Origin of the sequence: Yersinia pekkanenii (genome assembly GCF_001152565.1) — a bacterium.
Lineage (GTDB): Bacteria > Pseudomonadota > Gammaproteobacteria > Enterobacterales > Enterobacteriaceae > Yersinia > Yersinia pekkanenii.
This window is the reverse complement of sequence record NZ_CQAZ01000001.1, coordinates 79,240-92,598: the sequence shown is the minus strand read 5'-3', so window position 1 is coordinate 92,598 and position 13,359 is coordinate 79,240. Positions and strand designations below refer to the sequence as shown.

Sequence of the window (13,359 nt, the reverse complement as noted above, 5' to 3'; positions counted from 1 at the left end):
AGGCTTAATAAATATCAGGATAAAATATCTTATTCACTGACTAAACTATTTATTCCCACTCAATAGTCGCTGGCGGCTTACCACTGATATCGTAAACCACACGAGAAATACCATTCACTTCGTTAATAATGCGGTTTGAAACGCGGCCCAGGAAGTCGTATGGCAGATGCGCCCAATGTGCAGTCATAAAATCGATGGTCTCTACGGCACGCAGAGAAACAACCCAATCATATTTACGGCCATCACCCATCACACCAACTGAACGGACTGGCAGGAACACGGTAAAAGCCTGACTGACTTTATTGTACAGATCTGCTTTATGCAGCTCTTCAATAAAGATGGCATCCGCACGACGTAGCAAGTCACAATATTCTTTTTTCACTTCGCCGAGAACACGGACCCCTAGACCAGGGCCTGGGAATGGATGACGGAACAGCATGTCGTACGGCAAACCGAGTTCCAGACCAATTTTACGCACTTCATCTTTAAACAGTTCTTTCAATGGCTCTACCAGCCCAAGTTTCATCTCTTTCGGCAAACCGCCCACATTGTGGTGAGATTTAATCACATGTGCTTTACCGGTAGCTGACGCTGCTGATTCAATCACATCTGGGTAGATAGTGCCCTGTGCCAGCCATTTCACTTGCTCTTGTTTGCAAGCCTCTTCATCAAACAGCTCGACAAATACACGACCAATGATTTTACGTTTGGCTTCAGGTTCATCGACACCGGCCAGTGCGGTGAGGAAACGCTCTTCTGCGGCAACATGGACAATATTCAGACCAAATTTATCGCCGAACATTTCCAAGACCTGATCGGCTTCGTTCAAACGCAACAGACCGTTATCGACAAACACACAAGTCAGGCGGTTACCAATAGCACGATGCAGCAGCATTGCAGTTACCGATGAATCAACACCGCCGGATAGACCCAAAATCACGTGGTCGTCACCGATTTGCTCACGCAGGCGAACAATAGCGTCTTCGATAATGGTCGCGGGCGTCCACAGTGCTTCACAGGCACAGATATCCAGCACAAAGCGCTCCAGCAGACGCTGACCTTGCTTGGTATGCGTGACTTCAGGATGGAACTGCACCCCATAAAAACGTTTTTCTTCATTGGCCATAATGGCAAACGGGCAAGTATCGGTGCTGGCGACAGTGACAAAATCAGAGGGAATTGCCGTGACTTTATCGCCATGGCTCATCCACACATCCAATACCGCTTCACCGGCTGGATTGATAGCATCTTTGATATCACGGATCAGTGCGCTGTCAGTTTTAATTTCAACCTGCGCGTAACCAAATTCGCGCTGGTTTGAACCTTCAACTTTGCCCCCCAGTTGCATCGCCATGGTCTGCATGCCATAACAGACACCCAGCACCGGCACACCGGCAGTAAACACATAATCAGGTGCCCGTGGGCTGTCATGTTCAGTGGTACTTTCAGGGCCACCGGAAAGAATGATACCGCTTGGATTAAATTCGCGGATCTGGGCTTCGGTCACGTCCCACGCCCATAGTTCACAATAGACACCAATGTCACGAACACGGCGCGCCACCAGTTGAGTGTATTGCGAGCCGAAATCAAGAATAAGGATGCGATGCTTATGAATATTTTTTGTCATGTGCGGCAAATTCCAAATATTAAAATAAAAAATAGTCATCTGATGACAAACACCAGATGACTAATTAACTCATTATTAGCCCATGCGATAATTCGGTGACTCTTTGGTGATAGTCACATCATGCACATGGCTTTCTTGGATCCCCGCCCCACTGATACGCACAAACTCAGCTTTAGTGCGCAATTCATTGATAGTGGCACAACCGGTCAGACCCATACAGGAGCGCAAACCTCCCATTTGCTGATGCACAATCTCTTTCAGCAAACCTTTATACGCGACGCGGCCCTCAATACCTTCCGGTACCAGTTTATCGGCAGCATTATCGGTCTGGAAGTAACGGTCAGAGGAGCCTTTGGACATAGCGCCCAGTGACCCCATCCCACGGTAAGATTTAAATGAACGGCCCTGATACAGTTCAATTTCGCCCGGAGACTCTTCAGTACCGGCTAACATAGAACCCACCATGACACAGGAAGCACCCGCCGCGATCGCTTTAGCGATATCGCCGGAGAAACGGATACCGCCATCGGCAATAACCGGAATACCGGTGCCTTCCAGCGCGTCGACCGCATCAGCAATCGCGGTAATCTGTGGAACACCGACGCCGGTCACAATACGGGTAGTACAGATTGAGCCAGGGCCGATACCCACTTTTACCGCACTTACACCGGCATCAGCCAATGCTTTCGCACCCGAACCTGTCGCGACGTTACCGCCAACAATTTGCAAGTCAGGATATTTGGCACGGGTTTCGCGGATACGTTGCAGAACGCCTTCAGAATGGCCATGGGAGGAGTCAATCAGTAAAACATCAACACCCGCAGCAACCAGAGCGTCGATACGCTCTTCATTCCCTGCACCGGCACCGACAGCAGCACCAACCCGCAAACGGCCATGTTCGTCTTTACAGGCGTTAGGCTTGCGTTCTGCTTTTTGGAAGTCTTTTACGGTGATCATACCGCGCAGATGGAAGTTTTTATCCACAACCAAGGCTTTCTCTACACGTTTTTCATGCATTTTTTGCAGCACAACTTCGCGGGCCTCGCCTTCTTTGACGGTAACCAAACGCTCTTTCGGTGTCATAACCGCCGTCACCGGTTGATCCAGGTCGGTAACAAAGCGCACATCACGGCCAGTGATGATCCCAACCAACTCGTAATCTTCAGTCACCACCGGATAACCGGCGAAACCGTTACGGGCGGTCAGTTCTTTAACCTGACGGAGAGTGGTCGTTGGGGTAACAGTCTGCGGCTCGGTAACCACGCCACTTTCGTGTTTTTTCACACGGCTGACTTCTTCAGCCTGACGCTCAATGGACATATTTTTGTGGATGAAACCTAAACCACCTTCTTGCGCTAACGCAATAGCCAGGCGAGCTTCGGTAACGGTATCCATAGCTGCGGACAGCATAGGAATATTCAGGCGGATAGTGGCGGTCAGTTGAGTGCCAAGTTCGGCCGTATTAGGCAAAACGGTGGAGTGGGCTGGAACCAGGAGAACGTCGTCAAATGTCAGAGCTTCTTTCGCGATACGTAGCATGGGCAATATCTCACCAAGGTGGATGTGAAAAGATAAAATATTGCCGTGGCATTCTACAGAGCGTAATCGATTGCCTCCAGCACTTTCTCATAATATTTCTTGCTAACCGGCTTGAGGTAGGTAGTATCAATCAATTAAGTGCTTGTTTTAAAATTTGATCTAGGTCACATGTCACAATCTTCCGCATCAACAATTTTTACTGTTAGCCGCCTTAATCAGACGGTGCGACAACTGCTGGAAATGGAAATGGGCCAGATTTGGCTCACCGCCGAGGTTTCTAATTTCTCTCAGCCGTCGTCCGGTCACTGGTATTTCACCCTGAAAGACGCCCGAGCGCAGGTGCGTTGCGCAATGTTCCGTAACAGTAATCGCCGCACCACTTTCCAGCCGCAAAATGGCCAGCAAGTTTTAGTCAGAGCATCGATTACCCTGTATGAGCCTCGTGGTGACTACCAATTAATCGCGGAAAGCATGCAGCCTGCCGGTGACGGATTACTGCAACAACAGTTTGAGCAACTTAAACAGACGTTGGCCGCAGAAGGGCTTTTTGATCAAAGTCATAAACAATCGTTACCCAACCCAGCCAAACAAGTAGGGGTGATTACCTCGTCCAGTGGTGCTGCCCTGCACGATGTTTTGCAGGTTTTACAACGCCGCGACCCATCACTGCCGGTAATTATTTACCCAACCACGGTGCAAGGTGTTGATGCACCATTGCAGATAGTCCGTGCCATTCAGTTAGCGAATCTGCGTGCCGAATGCGATGTATTAATTCTTGGCCGGGGTGGCGGTTCACTGGAAGATTTGTGGAGTTTTAATGACGAGCGCGTCGCTCGCGCCATCTTTAACAGCCACATCCCGATTGTCAGTGCCGTCGGCCATGAAACCGATGTCACTATCGCTGATTTCGTTGCCGATTTACGCGCACCGACCCCATCAGCCGCCGCAGAATTAGTGAGCCGCAACCAGATCGAGCTGGTCAGGCAAATTCAGGGGCAGCAGCAGCGGATGGAAATGGCGATGGATTACTATCTGGCACAACGCAGCCAGCAATTCACCCATCTGGAGCATCGGCTACAACAGCAACATCCACATTTGCGCCTGGCTCGCCAGCAGACTCTGCTATTGAAGCTGCAACGCCGATTGGAAGAAAGTGCGCAGACGCAAATTCGTTTACTGAGCAAGCGCACCGAACGGCTCCAGCAGCGCCTGGTTCAAGCCCAGCCGCAGGGGCAGATTCACCGTTATAACCAGCGGGTACAGCAGCAGGAATACCGCTTACGCCAGGCATTGGAACGCCAACTTAATGGCTATCGTCAGCGCTTTGGTATCGCCTGTTCACAACTGGAAACCGTCAGCCCATTGGCAACGCTAGCCCGGGGCTACAGCGTAACGCAGACCCCGGCAGGCACGTTACTCAAAACCACCAAACAAGTGCAAGCGGGCGATAAGCTCACCACTCGGCTGCAAGACGGCTGGGTAGAAAGTGAGGTGATCCTCATCAAGGTGGCGAAGAAACCCCGCCCGCGTAAAGCGGCCAATTAAACCGTCGGCAGATAACTAAAGCGAACGCGGCTTTTAGAAATTAGCCCGTGACCATTTTGGCAAAAATAATCGACGGCACCACAGGCTTTAAGTACTTGCAGAGGCTTGGCACAATCCGGGCACTCCGCCTGCTGCTGATAATGACCATGGCAGTGAGAGCAATGAAAGTGGCCACTCACTTCAGTCATTACTTTCTGGCAAATCGGACATAACGCATCCATAGCTTCTCTCCTCAATTTTCACTTAAAAACTCACATCACGCCCAGCGAACGTAAGAAATAAATCCCCATAGCGGTAGTGAAAAATGAACCGACGGTGGTGATGGCAATAATATTCGCGGCCAGCGTGGCATTTCCCCCATCGCACGGGTCATCACATAACTCCCAGCAGCGGTTGGAGTGGCAGAAAATAGAAAAACAATGCCCAGTGAATGCAAAACTCCAGGTTTGCCAGGACATGGCTGGCTTCAATTCCTTTTGCTTGCTATTGATTAGCCCAAACTATGGCCTGTTAAAAATAATTGCTTGTTAAAAACCATCGCCTGTCAAAAACTGTGGCTTGCCAAAAACTATTTGTTAAATAGTCATACACTAAAAAGGCAAAAAGCGCGGGATGCCCGCGCTTTGCTGTTATTACTTACCTTTTTTCAAATGCGACATCAAACGTTTACGTTTCCGCATCTGATTCGGCGTTAAAGGATTGCGCTTACCGGCAAACGGGTTCTCACCCTCTTTAAACTGAATACGGATTGGCGTACCCATAACTTTCAGTGAACGACGGAAGTAATTCATCAGGTAGCGTTTGTAAGAATCCGACAAATCAGTGACTTGGTTGCCATGGATAACCACAATCGGCGGATTATAACCACCGGCATGAGCATATTTCAGTTTGACACGACGACCACGTACCAACGGAGGCTGATGATCTTCCTCTGCCATTTGCATAATACGGGTCAGTAAGGAAGTGCCCACTCGCTTGGTAGAGCAGTCATAAGCTTCCTGAATGGATTCAAACAGGTTACCGACACCACTGCCATGCAAAGCAGAAATAAAGTGAATACGGGCAAAATCAACAAAGCCAAGGCGCAGATCCAGCATATCTTTAACCTGCGCACGAGCTTCTTCTGTCATGCCATCCCATTTATTGACCGCAATAACAAGTGAGCGCCCACTATTGAGAATAAAGCCTAACAGCGACAAGTCCTGATCCGAAATACCATCACGGGCATCAATAACCAACAGTACAACGTTGGAATCTTCAATGGCCTGTAACGTTTTAATAACGGAGAACTTTTCAACAGTTTCAGTGACCTTACCGCGCTTACGCACACCCGCAGTATCAATCAGAATATATTCACGCTCATCGCGGGTCATCGGAATATAAATGCTGTCACGGGTGGTACCTGGCAGGTCATAAACCACCACGCGATCTTCGCCGAGGATACGGTTGGTTAGTGTGGACTTACCAACGTTAGGACGCCCAACAATCGCCATTTTGATTGGCAGAGTCCGTGGATCAAAGTCATCTTCTGGCTCTTCGCCTTCCAGACCTTCGTCACCTTGCTCTTCCTGCTCAGCCCAATAGGCGGCATTGGCCTCTTCTTCTGTCAGTTCAACGTCAGGCTCTACGGCATCCATATACGGTGCCATAACGTCTTCAATCAACTGAGTCACGCCACGGCCATGGGAAGCCGCAATCGCATGAACTTCGCCTAAGCCTAGTGAATAGAAATCGGCCGTAGCAGTATCTGGGTCAATACCATCGGTTTTGTTGGCAACCAGGAACGTCGCTTTCTCACGGCTGCGCAGGTGCTGGGCAATGCCTTGATCCGCGGGCATCAACCCAGCGCGGGCGTCAACCATAAACAACACGATATCGGCTTCTTCAATCGCCAATAACGATTGACCAGCCATCTTGGTTTCTACGCCATCTTCTGTGCCATCAATACCCCCGGTATCGATAACAATAAACTCATGACCCTCGACCTCGGCACGACCATATTTACGGTCACGCGTTAGCCCGGGAAAGTCCGCAACTAAAGCATCACGAGTATGCGTTAAGCGGTTAAATAGAGTGGATTTACCCACATTCGGGCGCCCGACCAGCGCGATGACAGGTATCATTGTTGAAGCCTCATTACTTAATTTTCAAATCATTACAGCGCTGTACCTAACCTGCAACAGCGCAGTTTTTAGAATACAAACGGCCCCTGAGTCCCAGGAGCCGTTTTTGGGGTGCTGACCTGTTAAACAGGCGCTAAATCAGAATTAACGGGTGAACGCGTAAACCGTACCGCCTCTCGCCTGGATCAGCAATTTATCGCTAGCAACCACCGGCGCACTCAAGAAGCCAGAGCTATCTACGCTCTGCTGAGCCACAAAACGGCCATCATCGGCATTCACCCAGTGCAGATAACCTTCGGCATCACCTACAACCAGATATCCATTATACATCACTGGGGCAGTCAAGTTACGATGTAATAAATCGCTTTGACTCCAAAGGGTTATACCGCCATCGGTTTTCAGCGCAACGATACGGTCATTTTGATCGACCAGATAAATGCGGCCACCATCGACAATAAGGTCATTCACTGACCCCATCTCACGCTTCCACAGAATCTGACCGGAACGCAAATCCAGTGCGGTCAGATTACCGTTGTATGCCAGTGCATAAACCACACCGTCTACCACGACAGGCGTGGTATCAACATCATTCAGGCGGTCAATTTCCGTGGTACCGGTTATTTGGGAGATACGCTGCTGCCAGATCAACTGGCCCTGCTCCATCATCACCGCACTGACACGGCCATTGTCACCACCGACAATGGCTGCACCGAATGCCACTGCAGGTGCAGATTCACCACGCAGAGATAGCGCGGGAGTATCGAGGTTTAATGTCCACTTAATCGCGCCATCAGACTCATTCAGTGCTTGCAGCATGCCATTGGAGGTATGGATCAGTACCACGCCATCACTGACAACCGGACGCGATAAGGCTTCGCCCGCAACCACCGTCTGCCATGCGACCTGACCATCGTCAACGTTAAGAGCATAAACGACTGCTTTCTCACTACCGACATACACATGTGCACCTGAGGCTGTTACGCCGCCAGATAACATTGCAGAACGGTTGCTGGAAAGGAAATTGGTTTTTTCAGACAGATCAGTTTGCCAGATTTGCTTACCGCTGTCGGCATCCATGGCTTTCACCAAACCTTTACGATCTGCTGCAAAGACCGTTGTCCCCTGCCAAGCTGGGCGCAAATGTGAGTAATAATCACCAACACCACCACCGACCGACGTGCTCCACACTTTAGTGGGTGTGAATTGATTCTCAATTTTTGGCAGTGGCGACATGGTAACCACATCTTCTTCACTGTTAAACAGTGAACAACCGCTCAATAGGGCAACAGATACCAGTCCTACTAAGAGTGTTTTACGCAATTGCATGGGAATACCCCTTAGCTGGACAAATTATTCAATTTTATGCGCAGTAAAGCTTGCAGCGCCTGAGAAGCATTTGATTCGGCGCCTTTACTGTAAGCTGCCCGTGCACCTGCGGTGTCACCTTTGCTTAATAACGCATCGCCACGGACATCTTGAGCCATCGCAGTCCAGCCTTCACCCTGCACTGCATCCAGTGTTTTCAATGCTTCGTCTGGTTTTTTCAACTGCAATTGCAGACGCGCAAGGCGCAGATTAATCAGTGATAACAGGTTTTCATCTTTTGTTTGGCCCAGCGCCTGAGTAAGTTGCTGCGCCGCTTTATCAAACTGATTTTGCTCAACGAAATGATGAGCCAGCTCTAACCCGGCAAGAACACCGTAGTTATTGTTATTGCCCTGAACAAATTTTTCAGCAAGAGCAACACCATCAGCGCGGTTAGCTGACAAAGCATTACTGGCTTGCTGATAGGCAGAGGAGGCTTCCGTCATGGCAGTATTCTGATGACTCTGCCAGTAACGCCAACCCACTAATGCACCAATCCCGAGCACCACACCCACGGCCAGCGCTTTGCCATTCTCACTAAAGAAACGGCGCACTGCATCAACCTGGTCATTATCAGTGGTATAGACTTCCACGGTGTCTCTCTCCTTAACCCAACATCAAAGCCAGACGCGCAGCAATATCCGCTTGCGCCAGCGTTTCTTGTTCACCATTGCGTAAATCTTTTACTGTCACTTGCTGTGCCGCCACTTCGCTTTCGCCCAGCATTAATGCAACACGGGCTCCCCACTTATCAGCGCGGGTGAATTGCTTTTTGACATTACCGCCGCCGTAATTGGTCATTAATTTCAACGTTGGCATAGCATCACGTAAGCTTTCAGCCAGTAGCATGGCAGCACTTTGTGTATTCTGGCCCGACGAGATGACATACACATCAACTGTCGCTGGCACCTGGAAGTCAGGATTTACTGCCTGCACTAACAGAACCAAACGCTCAAGCCCCATGGCGAAACCTACAGCAGGTGTTGCACGACCACCGAGTTGCTCGACCAGACCGTCATAACGCCCACCGGCACAGACCGTGCCCTGCGCACCCAAACTGCGGGTAACCCACTCAAATACCGTACGGTTGTAATAATCCAAACCACGAACTAAACGCTCATTAACGCTATATGGGATGCTGGCCTGGTCTAAAAGTTCACACAGACCCGCAAAATGTTGTTTTGACTCTTCATCCAGATAATCCGATAGCTTAGGTGCATCATTAAGCAGTTGTTGAACATCCGGATTCTTAGAATCCAATACTCGCAGTGGGTTGCTGTACATCCGGCGCTTACAATCTTCGTCCAACACCTCAACGTGTTGCTCCAGGAAAGTGACCAGTGCCTCACGGTAATCAGCACGGGCATCTAATGATCCAATGGAGTTCAGCTCAAGCCGCACATGCTCTGAGATACCCAAAGCACGCCACCAACGGGCAGTCAGCAAAATCAATTCGGCGTCAATGTCTGGCCCTTGCAGACCAAAAACTTCTGCGCCCAACTGATGGAATTGACGATAGCGGCCTTTCTGTGGCCGCTCATAGCGGAACATCGGGCCGATGTACCATAAACGCTGTTCCTGATTGTACAGCAGACCATGTTCAATACCGGCGCGCACGCACCCTGCGGTACCTTCCGGGCGCAGTGTCAGACTTTCGCCATTGCGATCGTCAAAGGTATACATCTCTTTTTCAACCACGTCGGTGACTTCACCAATTGCGCGTTTGAATAACGGGGTCTGCTCTACAATCGGCATGCGGATTTCACTGTAACCGTAACCCGCCAGCACTTGTTTCAAGATGCTTTCAATACGCTGCCATATCGCCGTTTCGGCTGGCAGGCAGTCGTTCATACCACGGATGGCTTGAATGTTCTTTGCCACGTCTGTTCTCTGTAGTTTTATACCCTATTGACTTGAAGCGGCAGCGTTATCAGCAGCAACTCCAATGAATTCGGATATAGTGCAAAAAATAAAGCCGATTGTAGAGGTTTGCCACCCATTTATTCAATGATGACAATTTGTTACCTCTACAGGCACAATATAAAGTGAGCCATGCCCGCTTTTTCATACCGGCCGACAACACGTTATCAACAACGTTTATTTATCATCCAGTTGATTGATGACAATTCGGTTCTTCGCATCAAGCATTGAGGCTTTGGCACGAATCTTCGCTTCTAACTGGTCAATCATCTCTTTGTTATCAAAGCGTTCTTTTTGACGAATGCCATCTTCGTAGAAACCGCTTTTATTACGCGCACCGGTCACACCGATGGTCGATACCAATGCCTCACCCGGCCCATTGACCACACAACCAATGATAGAAACATCCATCGGTGTAATCAGATCTTCAAGCCGCTGTTCCAACGCATTGACGGTACCGATAACATCAAATTCCTGACGGGAACAGGTTGGACAGGCGATAAAGTTAATACCACGAGCACGGATACGTAAAGATTTCAGGATATCAAAACCGACTTTAACTTCCTCAACCGGATCAGCTGCCAGCGAAATACGTAACGTATCGCCAATACCTTCTGACAGCAGCAAACCTAGCCCAATGGCAGATTTCACCGAACCACTGCGCGCACCACCGGCTTCGGTGATCCCTAAATGCAAAGGATTATTAATTTGCTTAGCTAACAGACGGTAGGCGTTTACCGCCAGGAAAACATCGGAAGCTTTAACACTGACTTTAAACTGATCAAAATTGAGGCGATCAAGAATATCGACATGACGCATCGCGGATTCAAGCAGGGCTTCCGGCGTAGGTTCACCGTATTTCTCCTGAATATCTGTCTCCAGCGATCCACCATTAATACCAATACGGATGGGGATATTATGGTGGCGGGCACAATCAACCACGGAGCGAATACGATCTTCGCTACCAATGTTACCGGGATTAATGCGTAAGCAATCAACACCGTACTCAGCCACTTTCAGCGCAATACGGTAGTCAAAATGAATATCAGCCACCAGCGGTACAGTGACATCCGGATGCAGCTTGATCAATTTAAACGCTTCAGCCGCGTCCATAGTCGGTACTGAAACTCGCACGATATCCACACCAACACGCTGCAATGCCACGATTTGGGCAACCGTCGCAGCAACATCCGTGGTTTTTGTATTGGTCATCGATTGCACTGTAATTGGTGCACCATCACCAACCGGCACTTTACCGACGTAAATCCGGGTAGATTTACGTCGGATAATTGGGGATTCGTTATGCATTACACACTCTCCTTTACAGTCGTGTAGTTTATACAACAGAGCAGTTTCTCAAAATGACGGTGGTTGTGTGTCTGAACCACCATACAGTTTGTCAAAACCACAATATTACTCTACACCGACAGTCAGGCGGGCTACGCGATTAGCCTTAATAAATTTACTCAAATCTACTGGATTACCCTGATACGTAATCGTCAGTGCACTTGGTACACCAATGGTCAGCTTATAGGGCGCTTTACCCGATAGATTGAGGGTGGTCCCTCCCTTTTGGATACCGCTCAACAGTGTTTTTCCACTCGCATCAACAACCTGTAACCAGCAATCAGCGGTGAAGTTCATTACCAATGAACCTACCGATGATGGGGCGCTATTTACCCCAGCATCTGCGGTAGGCAATGGTGATGGTGCGGTAGAAGTATCAGGCACAAGTGCCTGACTCGGGGAAACGACCACTGATTGGGCCGAAGCCGCGCCCTGATTAGATGTTGCCTCGACACGGCTATTCACCGTATCTGCGGGCGTTGTACTGTTTGTGGCTGGCGCAGTACCACTTGCTGTTGATGTAGAAGCAGCCGAGCTATTGGCAACCGGAGCCTGAGCATCAGTAGATGCGGCAGGATCGCTATTATCATCAGTCAGCGGCACACTTTGCCCACCGTTTTGCGACAGTTGGGCAGAGGACTGATCAGCCATAGTGACTATTTCAGCTTGCTGCGCCTGATGATTTTGCCACCACCACGCCCCTGTCAGACCGAGCACAACCAACACAATAAGCCAGGTGAAACTCATCAACCAGCCATCACGTTTTTTATGCTTTTTACCCAATGAGAAACTTTGCATTGGCGCGACTTTCGCCGCTCTGATTGGAGCCTGTTTTTCTAACATAGGTAACAGTTCATCTTCGGGAAGGTGAACCAATTTGGCGTAAGAACGAATGTAGCCACGGTGGAATGTCGAGGCGAGATTAGCGTGTGCTTTATCCTCCTCAATATCACGGATTGTGGATACTTTCAGACACAGACGTTCTGCAACGTTCTGTTGAGTTAGCCCTAGTGCTTCACGGGCCTGACGCAGGCGTACACCTGTCGTCTCTGGAACTGTTTTATCTTGGGAGGCTTCAGTATTCATTAGCTAGAAAATGCTGGTACTGTTTGGATTGTGGGAAACTTCGCGCAAGCTGCTTGCCATAGCGTTGTACACTATCTTGACGGCCTGCTAGCGCGGCGAAACGAATTTGTAACCATATACTTTCAGCACTGGCTGGCAGTGTATGTTGGTAAACATCCAGTAATAGTTGCGCCTGAGCGTGATTCCCTTCGCCAAAATGCCTCTGAGCTTCTGCGAGCAGCGGCTCACCTTTATCCGGATCATACTTCAATGCACGACTCAACAGTACCCGAGCCTGATCATTTTGGTTAGCCCGTAAAAAACAATATCCTGCGTTCTCCAGACTATCTGCAACCTGACCGTAATCAGGCAACAGCGCTGCTGCACTAAACTGTTGTTGGGCCGGTACATACTGCCCTAAACCACACAGAAACGCACCGTAATTATTCAGTACAGTGCCATTTCCGGGTGCCAGTTTCATCGCTTGCTGATAACGTTGCTCTGCAGCACTGTTTTCACCAATACGTTGCTCGTAAAATGCCATACCCAATTGAGCGCGATAATCCTGTGGGTTCGCCTCTACAGCCTTCTCAAGATTCTGCCGCGCAGCATTAAGATCACCTTGCGCCAAATACTCTAAACCCAGTTGTAAACGCGTCTGCCCTGCGGCTGGCTGATTGACTTTTTCCGGCGATGAACCGGAACAACCCGCCAATGTAATTGCTACCAGGCAAACTCTCCACAGTTTTGTCAGCTTCATGCTTTCTCAATTGTCCTTAAATGAAGATACCCATCATATACTTCAAGCCATATGCGTATTGGCGGCGC

General features: G+C 49.4%; 11 protein-coding genes and 1 pseudogene. 1 reads left to right on the top strand and 11 read right to left on the bottom strand.

Going from position 1 to position 13,359, the window contains the following annotated elements; genetic code table 11:
• Nucleotides 1–49: 49 nt before the first annotated feature.
• A complete protein-coding gene (gene guaA, locus AEP37_RS00400) occupies nucleotides 50–1,627 on the bottom strand; it encodes a glutamine-hydrolyzing GMP synthase (protein ID WP_049608467.1) in 1,578 nt (525 codons plus the stop codon).
• A gap of 75 nt (nucleotides 1,628–1,702) precedes the next feature.
• Nucleotides 1,703–3,166: an IMP dehydrogenase gene (guaB, locus tag AEP37_RS00395; RefSeq protein WP_049608167.1), complete on the bottom strand. Its 1,464-nt coding sequence runs from the start codon at nucleotides 3,164–3,166 to the stop codon at nucleotides 1,703–1,705.
• 168 nt (nucleotides 3,167–3,334) lie between these two features.
• Between guaB and xseA the strand changes: the two genes are divergently transcribed.
• Complete coding sequence (gene xseA / locus AEP37_RS00390; protein ID WP_049608164.1) at nucleotides 3,335–4,711, top strand: exodeoxyribonuclease VII large subunit; 1,377 nt, start codon at nucleotides 3,335–3,337, stop codon at nucleotides 4,709–4,711.
• On the opposite strand, the gene AEP37_RS00385 is transcribed toward xseA, so the two are convergent.
• From AEP37_RS00385 to pilW, 9 genes and pseudogenes are all read right to left on the bottom strand, one after another.
• Nucleotides 4,708–4,932 (bottom strand): zinc ribbon domain-containing protein, encoded by a 225-nt coding sequence (locus tag AEP37_RS00385; RefSeq protein WP_049608161.1) that lies wholly within the window; start codon nucleotides 4,930–4,932, stop codon nucleotides 4,708–4,710. The genes xseA and AEP37_RS00385 overlap by 4 nt on opposite strands.
• A gap of 30 nt (nucleotides 4,933–4,962) precedes the next feature.
• Nucleotides 4,963–5,141 (bottom strand): annotated as a pseudogene (locus tag AEP37_RS00380) (AEC family transporter); the annotation flags it as partial.
• 202 nt (nucleotides 5,142–5,343) lie between these two features.
• Entirely contained in the window at nucleotides 5,344–6,834 is a 1,491-nt protein-coding gene (der, locus tag AEP37_RS00375; RefSeq protein ID WP_049608155.1) for a ribosome biogenesis GTPase Der, read from the bottom strand.
• 144 nt (nucleotides 6,835–6,978) lie between these two features.
• Nucleotides 6,979–8,160: an outer membrane protein assembly factor BamB gene (bamB, locus tag AEP37_RS00370; protein ID WP_049608153.1), complete on the bottom strand. Its 1,182-nt coding sequence runs from the start codon at nucleotides 8,158–8,160 to the stop codon at nucleotides 6,979–6,981.
• A gap of 11 nt (nucleotides 8,161–8,171) precedes the next feature.
• The gene (locus AEP37_RS00365) at nucleotides 8,172–8,792 is read right to left on the bottom strand and encodes a YfgM family protein (RefSeq protein ID WP_049608151.1); all 621 of its coding nucleotides are present in this window, start codon (nucleotides 8,790–8,792) and stop codon (nucleotides 8,172–8,174) included.
• Nucleotides 8,793–8,805: 13 nt separating this feature from the next.
• Nucleotides 8,806–10,080 carry a histidine--tRNA ligase gene (gene hisS, locus AEP37_RS00360; protein ID WP_049608148.1) on the bottom strand — a complete coding sequence of 425 codons (1,275 nt, stop codon included), beginning with the start codon at nucleotides 10,078–10,080 and terminating at the stop codon, nucleotides 8,806–8,808.
• 216 nt (nucleotides 10,081–10,296) lie between these two features.
• On the bottom strand, nucleotides 10,297–11,427 hold the full coding sequence (gene ispG / locus AEP37_RS00355) for a flavodoxin-dependent (E)-4-hydroxy-3-methylbut-2-enyl-diphosphate synthase (protein ID WP_049608145.1): 1,131 nt from the start codon (nucleotides 11,425–11,427) through the stop codon (nucleotides 10,297–10,299).
• Between the two features lie 105 nt (nucleotides 11,428–11,532).
• Complete coding sequence (gene rodZ / locus AEP37_RS00350; protein WP_049608142.1) at nucleotides 11,533–12,552, bottom strand: cytoskeleton protein RodZ; 1,020 nt, start codon at nucleotides 12,550–12,552, stop codon at nucleotides 11,533–11,535.
• Nucleotides 12,542–13,291, bottom strand: coding sequence for a type IV pilus biogenesis/stability protein PilW (gene pilW, locus AEP37_RS00345; protein WP_049608140.1), 750 nt, complete (start codon nucleotides 13,289–13,291; stop codon nucleotides 12,542–12,544). The genes rodZ and pilW overlap by 11 nt, the downstream gene beginning before the upstream one ends.
• Between the last annotated feature and the right edge of the window lie 68 nt (nucleotides 13,292–13,359).

Bases quoted from the DNA above. Each gene is read 5' to 3' on its own strand.
- xseA (WP_049608164.1), top strand. From the start codon at position 3,335: ATGTCACAATCTTCCGCATCAACAATTTTTACTGTTAGCCGCCTTAAT.
- rodZ (WP_049608142.1), bottom strand. From the start codon at position 12,552: ATGAATACTGAAGCCTCCCAAGATAAAACAGTTCCAGAGACGACAGGT.
- der (WP_049608155.1), bottom strand. From the start codon at position 6,834: ATGATACCTGTCATCGCGCTGGTCGGGCGCCCGAATGTGGGTAAATCC.
- pilW (WP_049608140.1), bottom strand. From the start codon at position 13,291: ATGAAGCTGACAAAACTGTGGAGAGTTTGCCTGGTAGCAATTACATTG.
- guaB (WP_049608167.1), bottom strand. From the start codon at position 3,166: ATGCTACGTATCGCGAAAGAAGCTCTGACATTTGACGACGTTCTCCTG.
- bamB (WP_049608153.1), bottom strand. From the start codon at position 8,160: ATGCAATTGCGTAAAACACTCTTAGTAGGACTGGTATCTGTTGCCCTA.
- AEP37_RS00385 (WP_049608161.1), bottom strand. From the start codon at position 4,932: ATGGATGCGTTATGTCCGATTTGCCAGAAAGTAATGACTGAAGTGAGT.
- ispG (WP_049608145.1), bottom strand. From the start codon at position 11,427: ATGCATAACGAATCCCCAATTATCCGACGTAAATCTACCCGGATTTAC.
- guaA (WP_049608467.1), bottom strand. From the start codon at position 1,627: ATGACAAAAAATATTCATAAGCATCGCATCCTTATTCTTGATTTCGGC.